This is a genomic window from Nocardia wallacei (assembly GCF_029869545.1).
Classification (GTDB): domain Bacteria; phylum Actinomycetota; class Actinomycetes; order Mycobacteriales; family Mycobacteriaceae; genus Nocardia; species Nocardia wallacei_A.
The window spans coordinates 1-15,920 of record NZ_JARWQD010000386.1 but is presented as its reverse complement, the minus strand read 5'-3'; the positions used below and the strand labels follow the sequence as shown (position 1 = coordinate 15,920).

Annotated in this window: 13 protein-coding genes and 1 pseudogene; 9 read left to right on the top strand and 5 right to left on the bottom strand. The window is 69.5% G+C overall.

The window, feature by feature from the left end; all coding sequences use genetic code 11:
• Positions 1 to 541: pseudogene (locus QH290_RS36535) on the top strand (hypothetical protein); the annotation flags it as partial.
• A 117-nt stretch (positions 542 to 658) separates the two neighbouring features.
• Positions 659 to 1,420 (top strand): ESX secretion-associated protein EspG, encoded by a 762-nt coding sequence (locus QH290_RS36530; RefSeq protein WP_280387959.1) that lies wholly within the window; start codon positions 659 to 661, stop codon positions 1,418 to 1,420.
• A gap of 337 nt (positions 1,421 to 1,757) precedes the next feature.
• On the opposite strand, the gene QH290_RS36525 is transcribed toward QH290_RS36530, so the two are convergent.
• The gene (locus QH290_RS36525; RefSeq protein ID WP_280387957.1) at positions 1,758 to 3,020 is read right to left on the bottom strand and encodes a glycosyltransferase 87 family protein; all 1,263 of its coding nucleotides are present in this window, start codon (positions 3,018 to 3,020) and stop codon (positions 1,758 to 1,760) included.
• Between the two features lie 122 nt (positions 3,021 to 3,142).
• On the opposite strand from QH290_RS36525, the gene QH290_RS36520 reads away from it, so the two are divergent.
• The 3 genes from QH290_RS36520 (at position 3,143) to QH290_RS36510 (ending at position 7,621) form a co-directional block, all read left to right on the top strand.
• The gene (locus QH290_RS36520) at positions 3,143 to 4,489 is read left to right on the top strand and encodes a purine-cytosine permease family protein (protein ID WP_280387956.1); all 1,347 of its coding nucleotides are present in this window, start codon (positions 3,143 to 3,145) and stop codon (positions 4,487 to 4,489) included.
• Positions 4,486 to 5,619, top strand: coding sequence for a phosphotransferase enzyme family protein (locus QH290_RS36515; RefSeq protein WP_280387954.1), 1,134 nt, complete (start codon positions 4,486 to 4,488; stop codon positions 5,617 to 5,619). The genes QH290_RS36520 and QH290_RS36515 overlap by 4 nt, the downstream gene beginning before the upstream one ends.
• Before the next feature lie 502 nt (positions 5,620 to 6,121).
• Complete coding sequence (locus QH290_RS36510) at positions 6,122 to 7,621, top strand: amino acid permease (protein WP_425303697.1); 1,500 nt, start codon at positions 6,122 to 6,124, stop codon at positions 7,619 to 7,621.
• Between the two features lie 25 nt (positions 7,622 to 7,646).
• On the opposite strand, the gene QH290_RS36505 is transcribed toward QH290_RS36510, so the two are convergent.
• The gene (locus QH290_RS36505) at positions 7,647 to 8,225 is read right to left on the bottom strand and encodes a hypothetical protein (protein ID WP_280264747.1); all 579 of its coding nucleotides are present in this window, start codon (positions 8,223 to 8,225) and stop codon (positions 7,647 to 7,649) included.
• 166 nt (positions 8,226 to 8,391) lie between these two features.
• On the opposite strand from QH290_RS36505, the gene QH290_RS36500 reads away from it, so the two are divergent.
• Complete coding sequence (locus QH290_RS36500; protein ID WP_280264746.1) at positions 8,392 to 9,045, top strand: TetR/AcrR family transcriptional regulator; 654 nt, start codon at positions 8,392 to 8,394, stop codon at positions 9,043 to 9,045.
• Here the strand turns inward: QH290_RS36500 and QH290_RS36495 are convergent, their stop codons facing one another.
• Together QH290_RS36495 and QH290_RS36490 are read right to left on the bottom strand one after the other, a co-directional pair.
• Positions 9,046 to 10,248 (bottom strand): PucR family transcriptional regulator, encoded by a 1,203-nt coding sequence (locus QH290_RS36495; protein ID WP_280264745.1) that lies wholly within the window; start codon positions 10,246 to 10,248, stop codon positions 9,046 to 9,048.
• 124 nt (positions 10,249 to 10,372) lie between these two features.
• On the bottom strand, positions 10,373 to 11,605 hold the full coding sequence (locus QH290_RS36490) for a PucR family transcriptional regulator (RefSeq protein WP_280387949.1): 1,233 nt from the start codon (positions 11,603 to 11,605) through the stop codon (positions 10,373 to 10,375).
• A gap of 248 nt (positions 11,606 to 11,853) precedes the next feature.
• Here QH290_RS36490 and QH290_RS36485 point away from each other — a divergent pair, with 248 nt between their 5' ends.
• Positions 11,854 to 13,002, top strand: coding sequence for an esterase/lipase family protein (locus QH290_RS36485; protein ID WP_280387947.1), 1,149 nt, complete (start codon positions 11,854 to 11,856; stop codon positions 13,000 to 13,002).
• A 148-nt stretch (positions 13,003 to 13,150) separates the two neighbouring features.
• On the top strand, positions 13,151 to 14,413 hold the full coding sequence (locus tag QH290_RS36480) for a lipase family protein (protein ID WP_280387945.1): 1,263 nt from the start codon (positions 13,151 to 13,153) through the stop codon (positions 14,411 to 14,413).
• On the opposite strand, the gene QH290_RS36475 is transcribed toward QH290_RS36480, so the two are convergent.
• Entirely contained in the window at positions 14,355 to 14,777 is a 423-nt protein-coding gene (locus tag QH290_RS36475) for a winged helix-turn-helix transcriptional regulator (protein WP_280387943.1), read from the bottom strand. The genes QH290_RS36480 and QH290_RS36475 overlap by 59 nt on opposite strands.
• Before the next feature lie 66 nt (positions 14,778 to 14,843).
• On the opposite strand from QH290_RS36475, the gene QH290_RS36470 reads away from it, so the two are divergent.
• A complete protein-coding gene (locus QH290_RS36470; RefSeq protein WP_280264740.1) occupies positions 14,844 to 15,752 on the top strand; it encodes an NADP-dependent oxidoreductase in 909 nt (302 codons plus the stop codon).
• Positions 15,753 to 15,920 lie beyond the last annotated feature (168 nt).

The following is a 15,920-nucleotide window of genomic DNA, read 5'->3' as shown; positions in this document are numbered from 1 at the left end:
GTCCGGCATCGGCGGCGGCGGCCGCTACGACGGCCAGATGACCGAACTGGGCGGGCAGCCGCTGTCCGGCATCGGGTTCGGGCTCGGCGTCGGCCGCGGGATCCCCGCGCGGCCGGGCGGGGGGAAGAACGCGGGCGGAACCCCGACCACCTCCTTGGTTTACGGCGGGTCCGGCCCCGCACCCGTAGTTGGGGTTCGGGGTCCCGGCGGTATCGGTGGGCTCGGCGGTGGATCGGGCTCCTCCGGCGGCGCCGGTCGCAGTGTGCAAGGCGTGCCCGCAGGCTCCGGCGGTGCGGCCGCTGCGGCAGCGGGCCGGGGATCGGGCGTCACGGGCCTGGGTGGCATGCCGGGTATGGGTGGCATGGGGGGTGCGCGTGGCGGTCAGTCCGAAGACGATCAGAAGACCCACGAACTCCCGGAATGGCTGCGCAACATGGAGAATGCGGAGGAACTGCTCGGCCCCGCGCCGAAGACGATTCCCGGTGGTGTCATCGGTGGCGATTATTCCGACCCGGGGCGTCCCCCTGCCGACGGCCGGTAACGGCGGGCCGACATTCGACTGCGTTGTCCCGAATGTTGTTGATTTGCCAACGGTTCCGCGCGTGCTGTCGCCTCGCTGCTCCGCACGAGTCCGTTGTTGATGATTGGATTGCCAGGAATGCCTGAATGGAGTTGGGAGCCCGATGATTTCGCGGTGCTGTGGTACAGCGACGCGAACGATAGGTTTCCGCATCCACTGCGGTATGTCAGCCGGTTGGCCACTGTCGGTGAGGTCGATGCGCACCGCGCGTCCGTGCGCGCCCGCTACAGTGCCGACGAACTCGAGGAGATCAACCTGGCCCTGCACACGCTGACCACCTCCGAGCTGCGCATCGAAATCGGCGGTGAGTCAACGGTTCTCGGCAACGGCACCCCGCGTGAGTACCGAGTGCTCGGTGCGCGCACGCCGTATCACGCGGTAATGCTCACCCAGACCGCCGCCGGCGGCGTCGACGGCCCGATCCGCTGCCGCCTGTTCCGCACCGAACAGCTGCCCGGCCGCCTGGCGGCCATCGTGCCGAAGGCCCCGCCGGGTAACCAACCGCCGGACACCTTCCACATCGACGAACTTCGTTCCCGCGCAGACGGTTACGCCAGCACCCGCAACAGCCCGCGAGAACGCTTCGACCGTCTCACCGGCCGTCCCTCCGACGGCTCCGGCGTCGCCGGTCTGCACACCGGCTACCTCCATTCCCGACCGAGCCCGCTGTTCGCCGTGGGCTGGTTCGACATCACCGGTGACGGCCGCTACCTGCAACAACAAACCCGCGAGCACATCACCGTCCGCCCCACCACCACCCAAGACCTCACCGCCTGCTTCGAATCCTGGATCGACCGAGCCGTGAACCGCCTCCGTGAGGATCAGTTCGACAGGTGGTGACGGCTTCGGGCTCGGAGAAGAACCGATGAGTTCGCAACTCACCATCTACAGCGTGAGCCTCGAGAACGTGCATCTGTGGGTTCGGCGGCCGGGAGCGGGGACGCCGGAGCACCCCGCGAACTCACACCCTTGGGCTTCGTCTACGACAACCCCTTCGCCAGTACGCCCCAGGCCAGGAACGCGCCGTTCGTCGGGCATGTGGCGGCCCGACGGGTGCGGGAGCTACGCGAGATTTACGGCGTGATCACCGTCGGGAAGGAGGCTGAGCCTCACCCCAAGCCGCGCGGGCTGTTGTCACCTTGTAGCCGGTTGGCTATGGCGCGCTCGATCGGAACCGCTACACGGCGCTGGGCGAAGCGGTCGCTGCCCCAACTCTGCGCCGACTCTTCGCCGTCGCCACGTAGACCGCGACCAGTGCCACGCTCAACCACACATAGGTGTCGCCGATGATGTGTTGCCAAGTGGTCCAACCGAATTCGCGGTTGTCCTCGCCGGGCATCCAGTTCTGGGGTCCGATGACGAACACGACCGTGGTGGCGGCGATGACGGCGTACCAGATCAGGGCCTGGCGGCGGGGGAGGCGGGTCGCGGCGCCGACGGCGGCCAGCAGTGCGGGCGCGATCCACACCCAGTGGTGCGACCAGGAGATCGGCGAGACCAGCAGGGTGAACACGGCGTTGAACGCCAGCGCCAGCCCGGGATGGTCGGCGGCCTGCCGCATGGCGGTGACGACGAGCGCCAGCAACGCCAGCGCCAGCAGCAGCCACAGCACGGTGAACTCCGGCTTGGGCACCTGCAGCCGCGAGAGCACACCCTGGATCGACTGGTTGGTGTGGAACGCCGACCCGCTCAGGCCCGACACATTGCCCATGCCGCCGAACCAGTACCGCGTCGATTCGCCCGGCATGATCGCGTAGGCCACGGCCGAGGCCACCGCGCCCGTGATCGCCGCGGTGGCGGCCGCCCGGTAGTCGCGGCGCACCAGGAAGTAGAGCACGAACGCCGCCGGGGTCAGCTTGATGGCCGCGGCCAGGCCGATCAGCATGCCGCGCTTCCACTTCGGCCGCGCGGTGAGGCAGTCCGCCGCCACCAGCACCATCAGGATCAGATTCACCTGCCCGAAGCCCAGCGTCTGATGCACCGGCTCCAGCAGCATGCCCACCGGCACCGCGCACGCGGTGGCCCACAGCACCAGCTCGGTGCTGCCGTCCCAGATCTGCCGCGCGACCAGGTAGATCGTCACCGTCAGGGCCGCGGTGGAGACGAGGAAGAACGCGATCCCCGACGCGGACATGGGCAGCATCGCGAACGGGCTCAGCGCGAGCGCCGCGAAAGGCGGATAGATGAACGGCAGCCCGACCCCGAGGCTCGTCTTGGGCAGCGTCCCGTACATATCGGCGCCGTGCCACCACGCCTGCACGCCGAGCCGGTACACCTGTAGGTCGATGAACTCCCCGCCGATCGGCTTCAGCGGCCAGGTGCTCTGTAGCTGCCACAGCGTGGCGGCCGCGATCAGCAGTGCCGGAACCAGCCACACGGCGCGGCCGAAACGGCGGCGGCTCGTGGACTGCGGCGGAAGGGGGGTGGAGACACTAACCATCCGGTCCGAGGTTACCGGCCCGCCCGCTTCCATAGCGCGGATGGGTCCGACTTGGCCCGGCGGGCCGCTCGCGGCGCCGTCGCCGGAGGTTTGCGGTGCGGGTCCGTAGCATGAGATCCGCTATGACGTCCCTTCGTGAGCAGCGGCGGTCCGCCGAGGCGCCCCTGCATCTCACCACCGAGCCGCCCCGCAGCCTGTCGTTCTGGGATCAGTCCGCGTTCTGGGCGAATCTCGGGGTCAGCCTCATCGGTTTCACCGGCGCCGTCTACGTGCTGCAGCCCGAGGGCCATCCGCAGCTTCCGGTCGCGGGCGCGTTGCTGGCCACGGTGCTCGGCACGCTCGTCGGCACGGCGATGGTCGCGGCGGCCGGTGCGGTCGGGGCCCGGACCGGTGCACCGGCGATGGCGAACTTCCGCGGATTGTTCGGTACGAGGCTGTCCTACCTGCCCACGGTGGCCAATATCGTGCAGTGCATCGGCTGGGCGGTCTACGAGCTGACGGTGATCTCCGCCGGTGTCCGGGTGCTGACCCACGATCGCGTGAGCCACGGCCTCGTCGTCATCGCCGCCGGTGTCCTGTCCACGGCGATGGCGATCTGGCCGCTGCGCGTGCTGCATATTCTGCGCAAATACGTGACGGTCGCCGTGGCGATCTCGATGGTGTACTTCACGGTCCAGCTGCTGCGCCAGCCCATGCCGTCCGTGCCCGATACCTCGTGGAGCGGCTTGTTCCCCGGCGTGGACACCGCGCTGGCGGTCGCGGTCTCGTTCGTGCCGCTGGCCGCCGACTACACCCGCCACGCGCACTCGGCCCGCGCCGCGTCCGGCGCCACGATATTCGGCTATTCGGCCGCGCAGATCTGGTGCTATCTGCTGGGTGTGGTGGCACTGATCCAGGTCGGCGGCGCTCCGGACAAGATCTTCGACACCTTCCTCGGGGTCGCGGCCGGATGGCTGTTCTTCGCGGTGCTGGTGCTGCGCGAATCCGATCAGTCCTTCGCCAACGTGTATTCCACGGCGATGTCCCTCCAGAATGTGGTGCCGCGCGTGGACCGCCGGGTGCTGGCCGCCGGGGTCGGGGTGCTGGCGACCGTGCTGGCGCTGGGGGTGCACGACTTCACCGGTTTCTCCAATTTCCTGCTGCTGATCGGCTCGGTGTTCGTACCGTTGTGCGCGGTGCTGGTGGTCGACTTCTGCTGGGGGCGTGGGAGATTCGGCTGGGACCTGTCGCAGCGGGCACCGGCGCGACCCCTGATGCTGCTGCCGTGGCTGCTCGGATTCGCGGTCTACCAGCTGTTCAATCCGGGCTCGGTGTCGTGGTGGGCGCGGCTGTGGGCCGGTGTGCAGGATGCGCTCGGCGTGCACCCCGGCTGGTGGTCGTCGGCCTCGCTGTACTCGTTCCTGGTCGCGGGCGCGGCCACCGGTGTGCTGGTGTTGCTCGAGCGCGGGGTCGCCGGGCGGGCGGCGTGACCGACGGCCGCGTCTTCGGCATGGGCTCGGACCCGACGGCCGAACCCGACTGGCCGCCGCTGACCCTCGCCGAGATCGACGAGGTGCTGTCCGGCGTCGACGCTGCCGCGGCCCTCGAATGGCGCAGCCCGCGACCGTTGTCGTCGGCCCCCCGGGTGCGGTCGGCCGACGGCGAGCGGGTCGTGGTGAAACGGATGCCGATCGCGCTGCGTGACGCGGCGGCGCTGGCCGAGGAGCACGCGTTCATGGCGCACCTGCGGTCGCGTGGCATCCCGATTCCCGCCGTGCGGTCCCGCACCCGCGGCGAATTCAGCTACGAGATCCATGCGGTGGGCGCCGGTGCGGATCTGTACCGCAACGCCTTCTCCTGGTCGCCGTACCTCTCGGTGACCCAGGCCGCCGCCGCGGGCCGCATGCTGGCGCGGCTGCATCTGGCCGCCGAGGGTTACGACGCCCCGGCGCGGGCACCGCGCCCGCTGCAAGCCGGGCTGTGCACCGATCCCGTGGCGACGATCGAGCGGCGTGCCGCCCAGTGGCCAGCCGTGGGAGAGTTCCTTCGCGCGCAGGGATGGCCTGACGATGTCGAAACATTGTGCAGCGCAGTCGAACTACCGTACGGCGGCAGTTCACCACGTGCCGGAGCCGACCCGTTCCGCGTCGACATTTCCGACCTCGAACCGCTGTGGACCCACAACGACTGGCACGGCACCAACCTGCTCTGGACCGGCGACGAGGTCAGCGCGGTCATCGACTTCGGTCTGGCCAACCGCACCACCGCCGTCTTCGACCTGGCCACCGCGATCGAACGGTTCGCCGTCGACTGGCTCTCGCTGCGCGCTGACGGCCCCGCGCACATCTACGCCGACCAGCTGGCCGTGTTCCTGCGCGCCTACCGCGAGGTGCGGCCGCTCACGGCGGCCGAGCGCCGCGCCCTGCCCGCACTGTTCCCGCTGGTCCACGTCGACTACGAACTGTCCGAGATCGACTACTTCCTGACCGTCCTGCCGTGCCCCAACCACGAGAACGCCGAAATCGCCTACCGCGACTACCTTCTCGGCCACCTCCGCTGGGCAACCACCACCGCGGGCCAAGATTTCCTCGCGCTGCTATCGCACCTGTGCGCCGAGTAATACTGAATCCCGGCGCGCTCGCCTCGCATCCGGGGCGTGTGCTCGTCTCGCATCCGGGGCGTGTGCTCGTCTCGCATCCGGGGCGTGTGCTCGTCTCGCATCCTGGGCGTGTGCTCGTCTCGCATCCTGGGCGTGTGCTCGTCTCGCATCCTGGGCGTGTGCTCGTCTCGCATCCGGGGCGTGTGCTCGTCTCGCATCCGGGGCGTGTGCTCGTCTCGCATCCGGGGCATGCGCTCGCCCCACATCCCGGGCGTGCGCTCGCCTCGCATTCCCGGCGTGCGCTCGCCTCACATTCCCGGGCATGCGCTCGCCTACATTCCCGGCGTGCTTTTGGCCGGGATGAACGACGCTGCAGACATGCGAGAAGACGGAGGTTGCATCATATTGGTCTCATGTAGGAGGTCCGAGACGCAGATCACACCCCGTGCTGTTAGATTTTGCCAGCACGTCTGCAAGCGCGGTGTCCGGCGTGGCGCCGCGGACAGAGGAGAAGGATTTGGCTATACCGGAGCCAGAACAGCAGGTAACAAACTCTGCGTCGGCGAGCCGGTGGAGTGGGTTGTTACGCACCAAAAGTGTCGAGCAGTCCATCCGCGATACGGATGAACCGGGCGCACGACTGCGCCGGGATCTCACGGCTTGGGATCTGACAATTTTTGGCGTCGCCGTGGTGGTCGGCGCCGGCATCTTCACCCTGACGGCGAGAACGGCCGGAAACGTGGCCGGACCGTCGGTGTCGCTGGCGTTCGTCTTCGCCGCGATCGCCTGCGGGCTCACGGCACTGTGCTATGCGGAATTCGCATCGACGGTGCCGGTGGCGGGCAGCGCGTACACCTTTTCCTACGCCACCTTCGGGGAATTCGCCGCCTGGATCATCGGCTGGGATCTCATCCTGGAATTCGCGCTGGCCGCGTCGGTGGTCGCCAAGGGCTGGTCGCAGTACCTGGGCCAGATACCGGGCGGGATCACGCCGATCGCGCACTTCGGCTCGGTGAGCTTCGACTGGGGCGCGGTGCTGCTGATCGCGGTGCTGACCGTGCTGCTGGTGATCGGCACCAAGGTGTCGTCGCGGGTGTCGGCGGTCGCGGTCGCGATCAAGCTGGCGGTGATCGCGCTGGTGGTGATCGTCGGCATGACCTACTTCAAGGCATCCAACCTGAAGCCGTTCGTCCCGCCGTCGGAGCCGAGCGACGCCGGTAGCGGTGTGCACCAGTCGCTGTTCTCGTTCTTGACCGGCGCGGGCAACAGCACCTTCGGCTGGTACGGGCTGCTGGCCGCCGCCAGCCTGGTGTTCTTCGCGTTCATCGGGTTCGACGTGGTCGCGACCACCGCCGAGGAGACCAAGAATCCGCAACGCAATGTGCCGCGCGGCATCTTCGGTTCGTTGCTCATCGTCACCGTGCTGTATGTGCTGGTGTCGCTGGTGCTGACGGGCATGGTGCCCTACACCGACCTCGCGGGGAAGGACGCGACGCTCGCCACCGCGTTCGCGCTGCACGGGGTGGACTGGGCGAAGAACATCATCTCCATCGGCGCGCTGGCCGGGCTGACCACCGTGGTGATGGTGATGTTCCTGGGCCAGACCCGGGTGCTGTTCGCGATGTCGCGCGACGGGCTGCTGCCGCGCTCGCTGGCGAAGACCGGACGGCACGGCACGCCGGTGCGGATCACGGTCATCGTCGGCATCGTATGCGCGCTGCTGGCCGGATTCGTGGAGTTCGGCACGCTGGAGGAGATGGTCAACATCGGCACGCTGTTCGCGTTCGTGCTGGTGTCGATCGGCGTGCTCATCCTGCGCCGCACCCGCCCGGAACTGCCCCGCGGTTTCCGGGTGCCGCTGGTGCCGTTGATCCCGATCCTCGCGGTCCTGTCGTGCCTGTGGCTGATGCTGAACCTGTCGGTGGAGACCTGGCTGCGCTTCCTGGTCTGGATGGCCATCGGCCTGGTCCTCTATTTCACCTACGGCGCAAGGAAATCCGTCCTACGCACCGGCGTGAAGTAGCAACGGCTCCGCCGAGCCCGCCCCCTCATTTCCCGGCATGCTCTTGGCCGGGATCGCTGATCCGGGGAATGGCGCCGCGCTGCGGGGCGGTCTCGGCGGCCGCGTGTGCGGCGCGGGCCAGGGCGCGGGCGCGGTCGAGTTGGTCGAGGACCGATTCCCAGCCGGCGTAGCCGGCGTCGAGCCGCGTGCCGCGCGCCAGGTCCCGGTGAATGTGCAGCAAGGCGCGGGTGGCCTCGGCGGTGTGGGCCGCCGCGGCCAAGGGCGGTGGTACGCGCTCGACGTCGCCGTACAGTTCGGCGATGCGATCGGTCAGCCAGTAGGCCTCGAAATGCGCTTGCGCGCAGAGGTCTTCGTTGTCCATCGTGACGGCACTGGGCCCGGCGGCGCGCGCCCGATCCTCCAAGACGGCGATATCCGGGGCGGTGGTCAGCGATCTTCGCAGGTCCGCCCCGGCCAGCCGATACAGCAGCCCGGCCAGCATGGCGTGTTCCACCCCGGCGGTGTCGGTACCGGCCATCTCCCGGCTCCAGACCTGGTGGGCGACCTCGTCGACCTCGGCGTGCAGAATCGCCAGCGCCGCCCGCAACTGCCCTATCGTGGCCATCGGTAGCTCGCTTCCCTCGAGACGGACGACCGCCCTGCCGATGAGCAAGGCTACCTTCTGGCAAACATTTCTGCAGTGCCGAACCGGCGCGATCGCGGCGAACGAACGGTCCGTTCGGTTCGGCGGCCGTGGAGAGAACCCGGCGCATGCTCAATATTCTGTGTGCATGAGTGCGCAGACCGAGGGCCTGACGGGCCCGTTACCGCGGGGCCGCCATCGGCTGACTCGGGCCGAGGTGCAGTCCTCGCAGTACCGGCGGCTGTGCGGGGCGGCCCTGGTGGCGGTCGGCGAACTCGGTTACACCGCCACGACGGTCGCCGATATCGTCACCCGGGCGCAGGTGGCGCGGCGCACCTTCTACGCGATGTTCGCGGGCAAGGAGGAATGTTTCGCCGCCGCTTACGATTTCGGCGTCGACATGGGACTGCGACGCCTGCGCGAGGCGGTGCGGGCCTCCGGGTCGGTGACCTTTCACGAACGGGTGCGCACCCTGTTCGAGATCTACCTGGCCGTGCTGGCCGCCCAGCCGGAGGCCACCCGGGCGCTCTACATCGAGACGCTGGTCGCGGGCGGGCCGCTGGTGTCGCATCGCGCCCGGGTGCATCGGCTGTTCGTCGAGTACATCCTCGAGGTGGCCCGATTGGGCGTCGGGCGTGGGGAATTGGTCGCCGAACCCGATGCGCAGCTGGTCGATATGCTGCTCGGCGGCATCGACGACCGGATCCGCGACTGCCTGCACGCGCGCGGCGCGGCGGCCCTGCCCGAACTGGCGCCGCTGTTCACCCGCACCGCCGTGGCGCTGTGCGGTGCGCGGCGCTGATCAGCGAACGCCGATGCCGGGGCCCGCATCTCGATACGTGCGGGCGATCAGGGCGGCCCGCAGATACCACAGCCCGCTGGGCTGGGCCGGGTCCAGTCCGGTGAGCTGGCCGATGCGCTTGAGGCGGTAGTCGACGGTATTGGTGTGCACCTGCAACTGCCGGGCGGTGCGCTGACGCGACAGCCCCGTCGCCAGGTGCCTGCGCAACGTGTCCAGCAGATCGGGGTAGGTGTCGAGCGGATCGAGCAGCGCGCCGAGCCGGTCGAGCCCGGGGCCGGGGCGGGTGAGCTGATACTCCATCGCGAGATCGGCGAATCGGTACAGCCCGGGCATGCTGCCCAGCCGCAACACCATGTCCAGCAGTTCGTGCGCCCGGTCCGCGGCATCGGGAACCTGTTCCGTCGCAGCGGGTATCACGGTGGCGGTGACCCGGACCTGACCGGCGGCGGACAGGCCCAGCACCAGTTCGTCGAGGCGTCCGTCGGTGACGGTGTCCTCGGAGGTCAGATCCTCCGGGATCAGGATCGTGCCCCCGTCGACGCTCAGCAGCGACAGCGCCCGGCCGGTGCACCGGGTGGCCAGCTCGGCCTGTAGTCGCCGAAGCTTGCGGCGGGCAACGACTTTCGCGTCCACGTTCGGATGCGCCTCATCGCGATGGCGCGGAATGTGCAGGGCCACAACGGCGTACGCGGGGGCGATCTCGATGCCGCTCTCGCGCGCCATGGTGGAGGTGGGGTGGCCCGCGAGCAGCGCGGAGACCAGCGTGTGCACCGCGGTGTGGTGCTCGGTGACCGCGGCCTGATGCTCGCGGACGTAGGCGAGGGCGACGGCAGGGGTGATGGTGTCGAGGATGCGCAGCAGTAGCTGAGCGGGATCCTCGGGCCGATCGCTGGGATCGGCGCGGGTCAGCAGCAGATCGAACGCCAGGCGGAAGCCCTCGTGCACCGCGTGGTGCACGGTGTCGATCGGAATGCCCTCGCGGGCCCAGTCCGCGGCCGCCCGCTGCAGCCGCTCGACCTTGTCGTCGGGTTCGCGGCCCTCGAGCAGGTCGATGGTCAGCTCCAGGCAGACCCGGGTGACCGTGGTGATGTCGCCGTGCAGGGCATCACCGGGCAGCGTGGCGCACGGCGCCACGTGGGTTGCGAAATGGCCGACGAGTTGCCGGGACAGATTTCGCAGATCGTGAGGTGTGCGTCCGCTCATACAGGGCTCCGCGCTGGGGGATTCAAGGAACTACACCGTTCCTTTTGGCGGCCAACCCTAGCGACGGCACCCCCGTCGGCGCAACTGTCGGCCTCGAAAGTTCCCGTGGCCCGCGCACTTTCGGCTATCCGCCGATCGTGTCGGGGACCGGGTGCAGCCGGTGCACGGTGAGCGCGGCGGCCAGCAGCCGGGAGCCGTTCGGATCGCCCGGATCGGTGCCGGTCAGTTCGGCGATGCGCCGCAGCCGATAGCTGAACGTGTTGGGGTGCACGTGGATCTCGGCGGCGGCGGCCTTGCGGTCCGAGCCGTGCCGCAGGTGCGCGTCGAGCGTCTCCAGCAGATGCGGGCTGCGCAGCAGCGGGGCGATCCGCTCGGCCAGCCGGTCGCGGGCCGGTCCCGGGCGGGTGAGCTGGTACTCCAGCAGCAGATCGTCGAGCCGGTAGGCGCCGCCGGGACGGCCGAGCAGCCGCGCCAGTTCCGCCAGTTCGGCGGCCTGCTGGGCGGTGGCGGGCACGGATTCGCGTGCCGCCGCGGGGATTTCGGCCAGGAAGACATCGGTGCCGAACTGGTCGGCCAATTCGGTTGCCAATCCCGACATTTCGGGCTCCTCGAGCTCGGACCCGCTGGGCAGCAGGGCGATCGCATGCATTCCGTCGAAGGTGTGCAGCACCGGGGCCCCCGCCAGCCGGTCCAGGGTGTGCTGCAGCAGCCGGATGCGGCGCCGGGCGAGCAGGGTGGCCGCGGCGGCCGGTTGCTCCTCGGGTCGCGGTTGGATCGCCAGCACCGTATAGCGTTCGGCGAGGGCGATATCCGCGCGGGCCGCGAGCTCCTCGGCGGGGTGGCCGCGCAGCAGGGCGGCGCACAGCGCGCGCCGGGCCTCGCGTTCGGCATGGTAGATCGACTGCTCGACGTCGCCGTAGGACTCGACCGTGATCGCGGTGATGTGCATGAGCAACTGGAGCAGCCGATCGCCGAAATCGACAAGTTCGTCGAGTTCTTCCGGATCGCTGATCGCCACCGCCTCGCGCAGCACCTGCCGGGCCGAACCGTGCACCGCCTCCACCAGCAGGCGCAGCGGCAGCCGATCCTCGGCGTGCCGCCGCACCACCGGAGCCACGAATTCGGCGGCCTCGTCGTGGGTGAACTCGCGTCCCTGATCGGCCGCGTGCAGAAAGGCGTGGGCGCAGCCGTAGATGGCCGGTAACACCTCGACGAAATGATCCTCGGGCAGCTCGGCGGCCGTGGCCGTCGAACCCAGGCCGGAGGCGAGGATTCGCTGGGCCACCTGGGGGAGCCGGTCGAGCATGCGAGCGGCGAGGCGAGGGGAGCTGGGTAACGGGCGAACGGCAACCGGCATGACGCCGATTGTCATGGGGGACAGGTTTCGCGGCAAGCGTCAGGTTTCGGCGAACGAGTTTTTGTTTCGGGCAACAAATTCGCGCGTGTTATCTGCACGGGTAAGTGCAGTGACATCGAGTAACAGAAAGCTTAGATTTCTATCCGGTCGGCATGTTCGACATCACATTCGGCATCGGAAATGGCCTGCAACACAACTCGCGGAGCGCTGCGGGAATGCGGTCGGATCATGCCATACGGAAGGTTGCAATGAGGCAGACAATTCGCGGGAGCGCCGCGCGTATCGGCATATTCGCCGCCACGATCGCGCTCGCCGTCACGATGGCCACGAACGGCGCCGGGGCCGCGCCCCCCGCCGCACCCACCGCGGCCGAACTGGCAGACGAGATGGCGACAGGGCTGCCGACCGCTCCCGACGGGCAGCCGTTGCGGCCGATCGTGGACTCCGGCAGCGGCTCGGGATCCGGTGGCATGGTCAGCCGCGCCGCGGAGGCGATCGGCGAGGGGCCGGAGGTGTCGGCGTACACGGCCGCGTTCGCCTATGGGCTCTCGCACCCGAATTCCGCGCCGCCGGGGGCGAACCGCTGGGACTGCGTGCCGAGTGCGGCGCATCCGAACCCGGTCGTCCTGATGCACGGCACGTGGCTGAATGCCTACGACAATTTCGCCTATATGGCGCCGAAGCTCGCCCGCGCGGGTTTCTGCGTATTCGCCGTCAATTACGGATTGTCCGGACTGCTGGAGGGCGGCGGCCTCGGGCCGGTCCTGCCCGGCCGCAATGCCGTCGGACCGATGGAGGATTCCGCGCGCCAGCTCGCCGCGTTCGTCGACCGGGTGCGCGGGGCGACGCACGCCGATCGGGTCGATATCGTCGCGCACTCGCAGGGCGGCACGGTCTCGAATCAGTACGTGAAATTCGAGGGCGGTTCCGACAAGGTCGGGCGGTTGGTCACCTTCGGCGCCACCCATCACGGCACGACCATGCTGGGAATGGCGACGCTGGGTCGGCTCATCACCAATCTGGGGATACCGATCCTCGGTTTCTACCGCCCGATTCTCGGTCCGGCCAATATCGAGCAGGCCATCGGCTCGGAATTCGTCACGAGGCTGAACGCGGGCGGTGACACCGTGCCCGGCGTCGCCTACACGATCGTCGGGTCGCGCTACGACCAGGTGATGAATCCGCTGGAACTGGCCTTCCTGCGGCCCGGCCCGGACGCCACCGTGGACAACATCACGCTGCAGGACGGCTGCGAACAGGATCTGTCCGACCACCTCACGATGATGTATTCGCCGCGGGCGCTGTCGATCGCGCTGCACGCCCTGGACCCGGCCGGACATCCGAACCTGACCTGTTCGTTCAATCCGTGGTTCGTCGGCGGTGGGGGCGGACTGTGACCGAACGCCCGCTGCGCCCCGACCTCGACCCCTTCTACCGCCCCCCGCCGCGGTTACGCCGGGCGCCCGCCGGGGGCCTGGCGCGCCCCCGCACTCCCACCCTTTATCCGGGCCCCCGCTGGTTTCCCGGGGGCGGCCGGCGGGTGCCGTGCTGCGCAGCCGGGTGGTCGAGATCGCGGTGTTCGGCCTTGTCCCGGTGCGTGTTTCGGCCTGGCAGCTGCTCTACCGCACCCGGGATCGGGTCGGCAGGGCGGAGGCGGCGGTCACCACCGTGCTGCTTGCGCACGGCGCCGTACCCGACCCCGCGCGCCCACTGGTGTCGTTCCAATGCGCGATCGATGCCGTTGCGCCGCACTGCTTTCCGTCCTACGCGCTGCGCCGGGGCGCACGGGCGCTGGGGGCGATCCCGCAGTTGGAGCTGCCGTTGGTCGTCGCCGCGCTGGCACGCGGCTGGGCGGTGTCGGTGCCCGATCACGGTGGCCTCGGCGGGCACTTCGGAGTGTCGCGGGAGCCGGGCTACCGGGCGCTGGACGCCGTTCGCGCCGCGTGCGAGTTCACCCCGCTGGGCCTGGACGCGACGACACCCGTTGCGCTGTGGGGATATTCGGGTGGCGGGCTGGCCACCGCCTGGGCCGCCGAGCTGGCCGCGGAGTACGCGCCCGAGCTCGCCATCGTCGGTGCCGTCGCGGCCTCTCCGGTGGGCGATCCGGGCCGGGCCTTCGTGCGGCTCAACGGCACCTGGTTCGCGGGGTTCGCCATGGTGTTCACGGCCGGGCTGCGCCGGGGCTACCCGCAGCTCGACGCGATCCTGCGCAGCCATCTGCGTCCGCGCTACCTGGCCATGCTGGCGAAAGCCGAAGTGACGGCGACGCTTCCGCTGCTCGCCGCGCTGGCGCGGCGCAATGTCGACCGGCACTCCAGCCGCGGCCTGACGGCCCTGATCGCGACGCCGGAAATGCAGGAGATCCTGGCCGACATCCGCCCCGGCACGACCGCCCCGGCCATGCCGCTGTTCGTGCTGCAGGGCGTCAACGACGAGGTGATCGCCGTCGCGGACGTGGACGGCCTGGTGCGGCGATATATCGCCGCCGGGGCGCGGGTGCGTTACCTGCGCGATCGGCTCAGCAAGCATCTGCCGCTGCAATTCCTCGGCATTCCCGTCATGGCCGACTGGATAGCCGACCGTTTCGCGGGTCTCCCGGCGCCCGAGGGCACCGAGACGGTGTGGTCGGTGGCGGTATCCCGGCGTGCGCTGGCGGGCCACCGCCGCATGGCCGAGCTGACCCTGCGCATGCTGGCCCTGCGGCCCATCCGTGCCCGTGACGAGTGGGTGCGCGCCGGATGCGGCCGGGCTACACCGGAGTCGGCGCAGCCGCCTGGCGCTCGTCGAATTCCGTTCGCGCGGAGATGATTTCGTCCTTGTGCTCGATGGTCCACGTACCCAGCAGGTGGGTGACCCGGCCGAGGTCGGCGCCCAGCTCGGTCAGCGAATACTCCACGCGCGGCGGAACGGTCGGATAGACCGAGCGCCGGACCAGGCCCTCGCGTTCCAAGGTGCGCAGCGTCTGGGTGAGCATCTTCTGCGTGATGCCGTCGAGGCGGCGGCGCAGATCGTTGAACCGGACGGGGCCGCCGCTCGCGCGCAGCACCCCGAGCACCAGCAGGACCCATTTGTCCGCCAGGACCGCGAGGATCTCGCGGGCGGGGCAGTGGTGCAGGTAGCTGCCGACCAGATCGTCGGGGTCGGCGGCCCAGTTGTCGCAGGCGGTATCCATCGGGTACCTCGGTATCGAAATAGTGCCTTCTTTCCAACAGATACTAGGGCACCCAGAATCGGTCTCATGCGAGCAATCAGTCAGAAGACATTCGGTGGCCCCGACGTGCTGGAGACCGTGGAGATGCCGCGACCGACGCCACAACCGGGCGAGGTGCTGGTCCGGGTGGCGGCCACGTCGGTCAACCCGGCGGATTGGAAGCTGCGGTCGGGAGCGCTGCCGCATTTCGGTGAGCCGCCGTTCACACTCGGACTCGACGTCTCGGGCACCGTCGCCGAACTCGGCGCGGACGTCACGGCCTTCGGGGTCGGGGACGAGGTGTTCGGCATGCTGCTGAGCCGATCCGGAGCCTATGCGGAATACGTTGCGGTGCCTGCGGATTCACTCGCCCCCAAGCCCGCGGGCATGGACCATGTGCGCGCCGCCGCCCTGCCGGTGGTGGGGCTCACCGCCTGGCAGGCGCTCGCCGAACTCCGTGCCGGACAGCGCATTCTGATCCACGCGGCGTCGGGCGGGGTCGGTCATCTGGCCGTGCAGATCGCCAAGGCGCGCGGGGCCACCGTGCTCGGCACCGCCCGCGCGGCCAACCACGAATTCCTGCGCGCGCTGGGCGCCGACGAGCTGATCGATTACACCGCAGTCGATTTCACGGAGGCCGTGCGCGATATCGACGTCGTCCTGGACCTGATCGGCGGCGACTACGGCACCCGCTCCCTGCGCGTGCTGCGCCCCGACGGCCGCTACATCGACACCCAGGGCTCCGACGCCGAGCACGACCCGCGCTACCACCGCATCTACGCCGAATCGTCCGGGGCGCAGCTGCGTGAACTCGCCGAGCTGGTGGAGAGTGGTCGACTGCGCATCGAGGTCGAGCGCGTCCTGACGCTGGCCGACATCGCCGAGGCCCACAAACTCAGCGAATCCGGCCGCGTCCGAGGCAAGATCGTGCTGTTGCCCTGGGAGGCTGCCGCCTGACCGCCGTGCCCGGCATGATGGTCGGCATGGATGCCCACGACGAACTGATCGATCTGGCCGAACAGTACTGGGACAGTGTCCTGGAGGCGGGGGGGGGGGGGGGGGGGCGGGGGGGGGGGGGGGGGGCGGGGGGAAGGGAGCGGGAATGGGGGGGGGGGGGGGGCGGGG

Excerpts from the sequence above, each read along its gene's own strand:
- QH290_RS36530 (WP_280387959.1), top strand. The coding sequence starts at position 659 with ATGCCTGAATGGAGTTGGGAGCCCGATGATTTCGCGGTGCTGTGGTAC.
- QH290_RS36525 (WP_280387957.1), bottom strand. The coding sequence starts at position 3,020 with ATGGTTAGTGTCTCCACCCCCCTTCCGCCGCAGTCCACGAGCCGCCGC.
- QH290_RS36520 (WP_280387956.1), top strand. The coding sequence starts at position 3,143 with ATGACGTCCCTTCGTGAGCAGCGGCGGTCCGCCGAGGCGCCCCTGCAT.
- QH290_RS36505 (WP_280264747.1), bottom strand. The coding sequence starts at position 8,225 with ATGGCCACGATAGGGCAGTTGCGGGCGGCGCTGGCGATTCTGCACGCC.
- QH290_RS36500 (WP_280264746.1), top strand. The coding sequence starts at position 8,392 with ATGAGTGCGCAGACCGAGGGCCTGACGGGCCCGTTACCGCGGGGCCGC.
- QH290_RS36495 (WP_280264745.1), bottom strand. The coding sequence starts at position 10,248 with ATGAGCGGACGCACACCTCACGATCTGCGAAATCTGTCCCGGCAACTC.
- QH290_RS36490 (WP_280387949.1), bottom strand. The coding sequence starts at position 11,605 with ATGCCGGTTGCCGTTCGCCCGTTACCCAGCTCCCCTCGCCTCGCCGCT.
- QH290_RS36485 (WP_280387947.1), top strand. The coding sequence starts at position 11,854 with ATGAGGCAGACAATTCGCGGGAGCGCCGCGCGTATCGGCATATTCGCC.
- QH290_RS36475 (WP_280387943.1), bottom strand. The coding sequence starts at position 14,777 with ATGGATACCGCCTGCGACAACTGGGCCGCCGACCCCGACGATCTGGTC.
- QH290_RS36470 (WP_280264740.1), top strand. The coding sequence starts at position 14,844 with ATGCGAGCAATCAGTCAGAAGACATTCGGTGGCCCCGACGTGCTGGAG.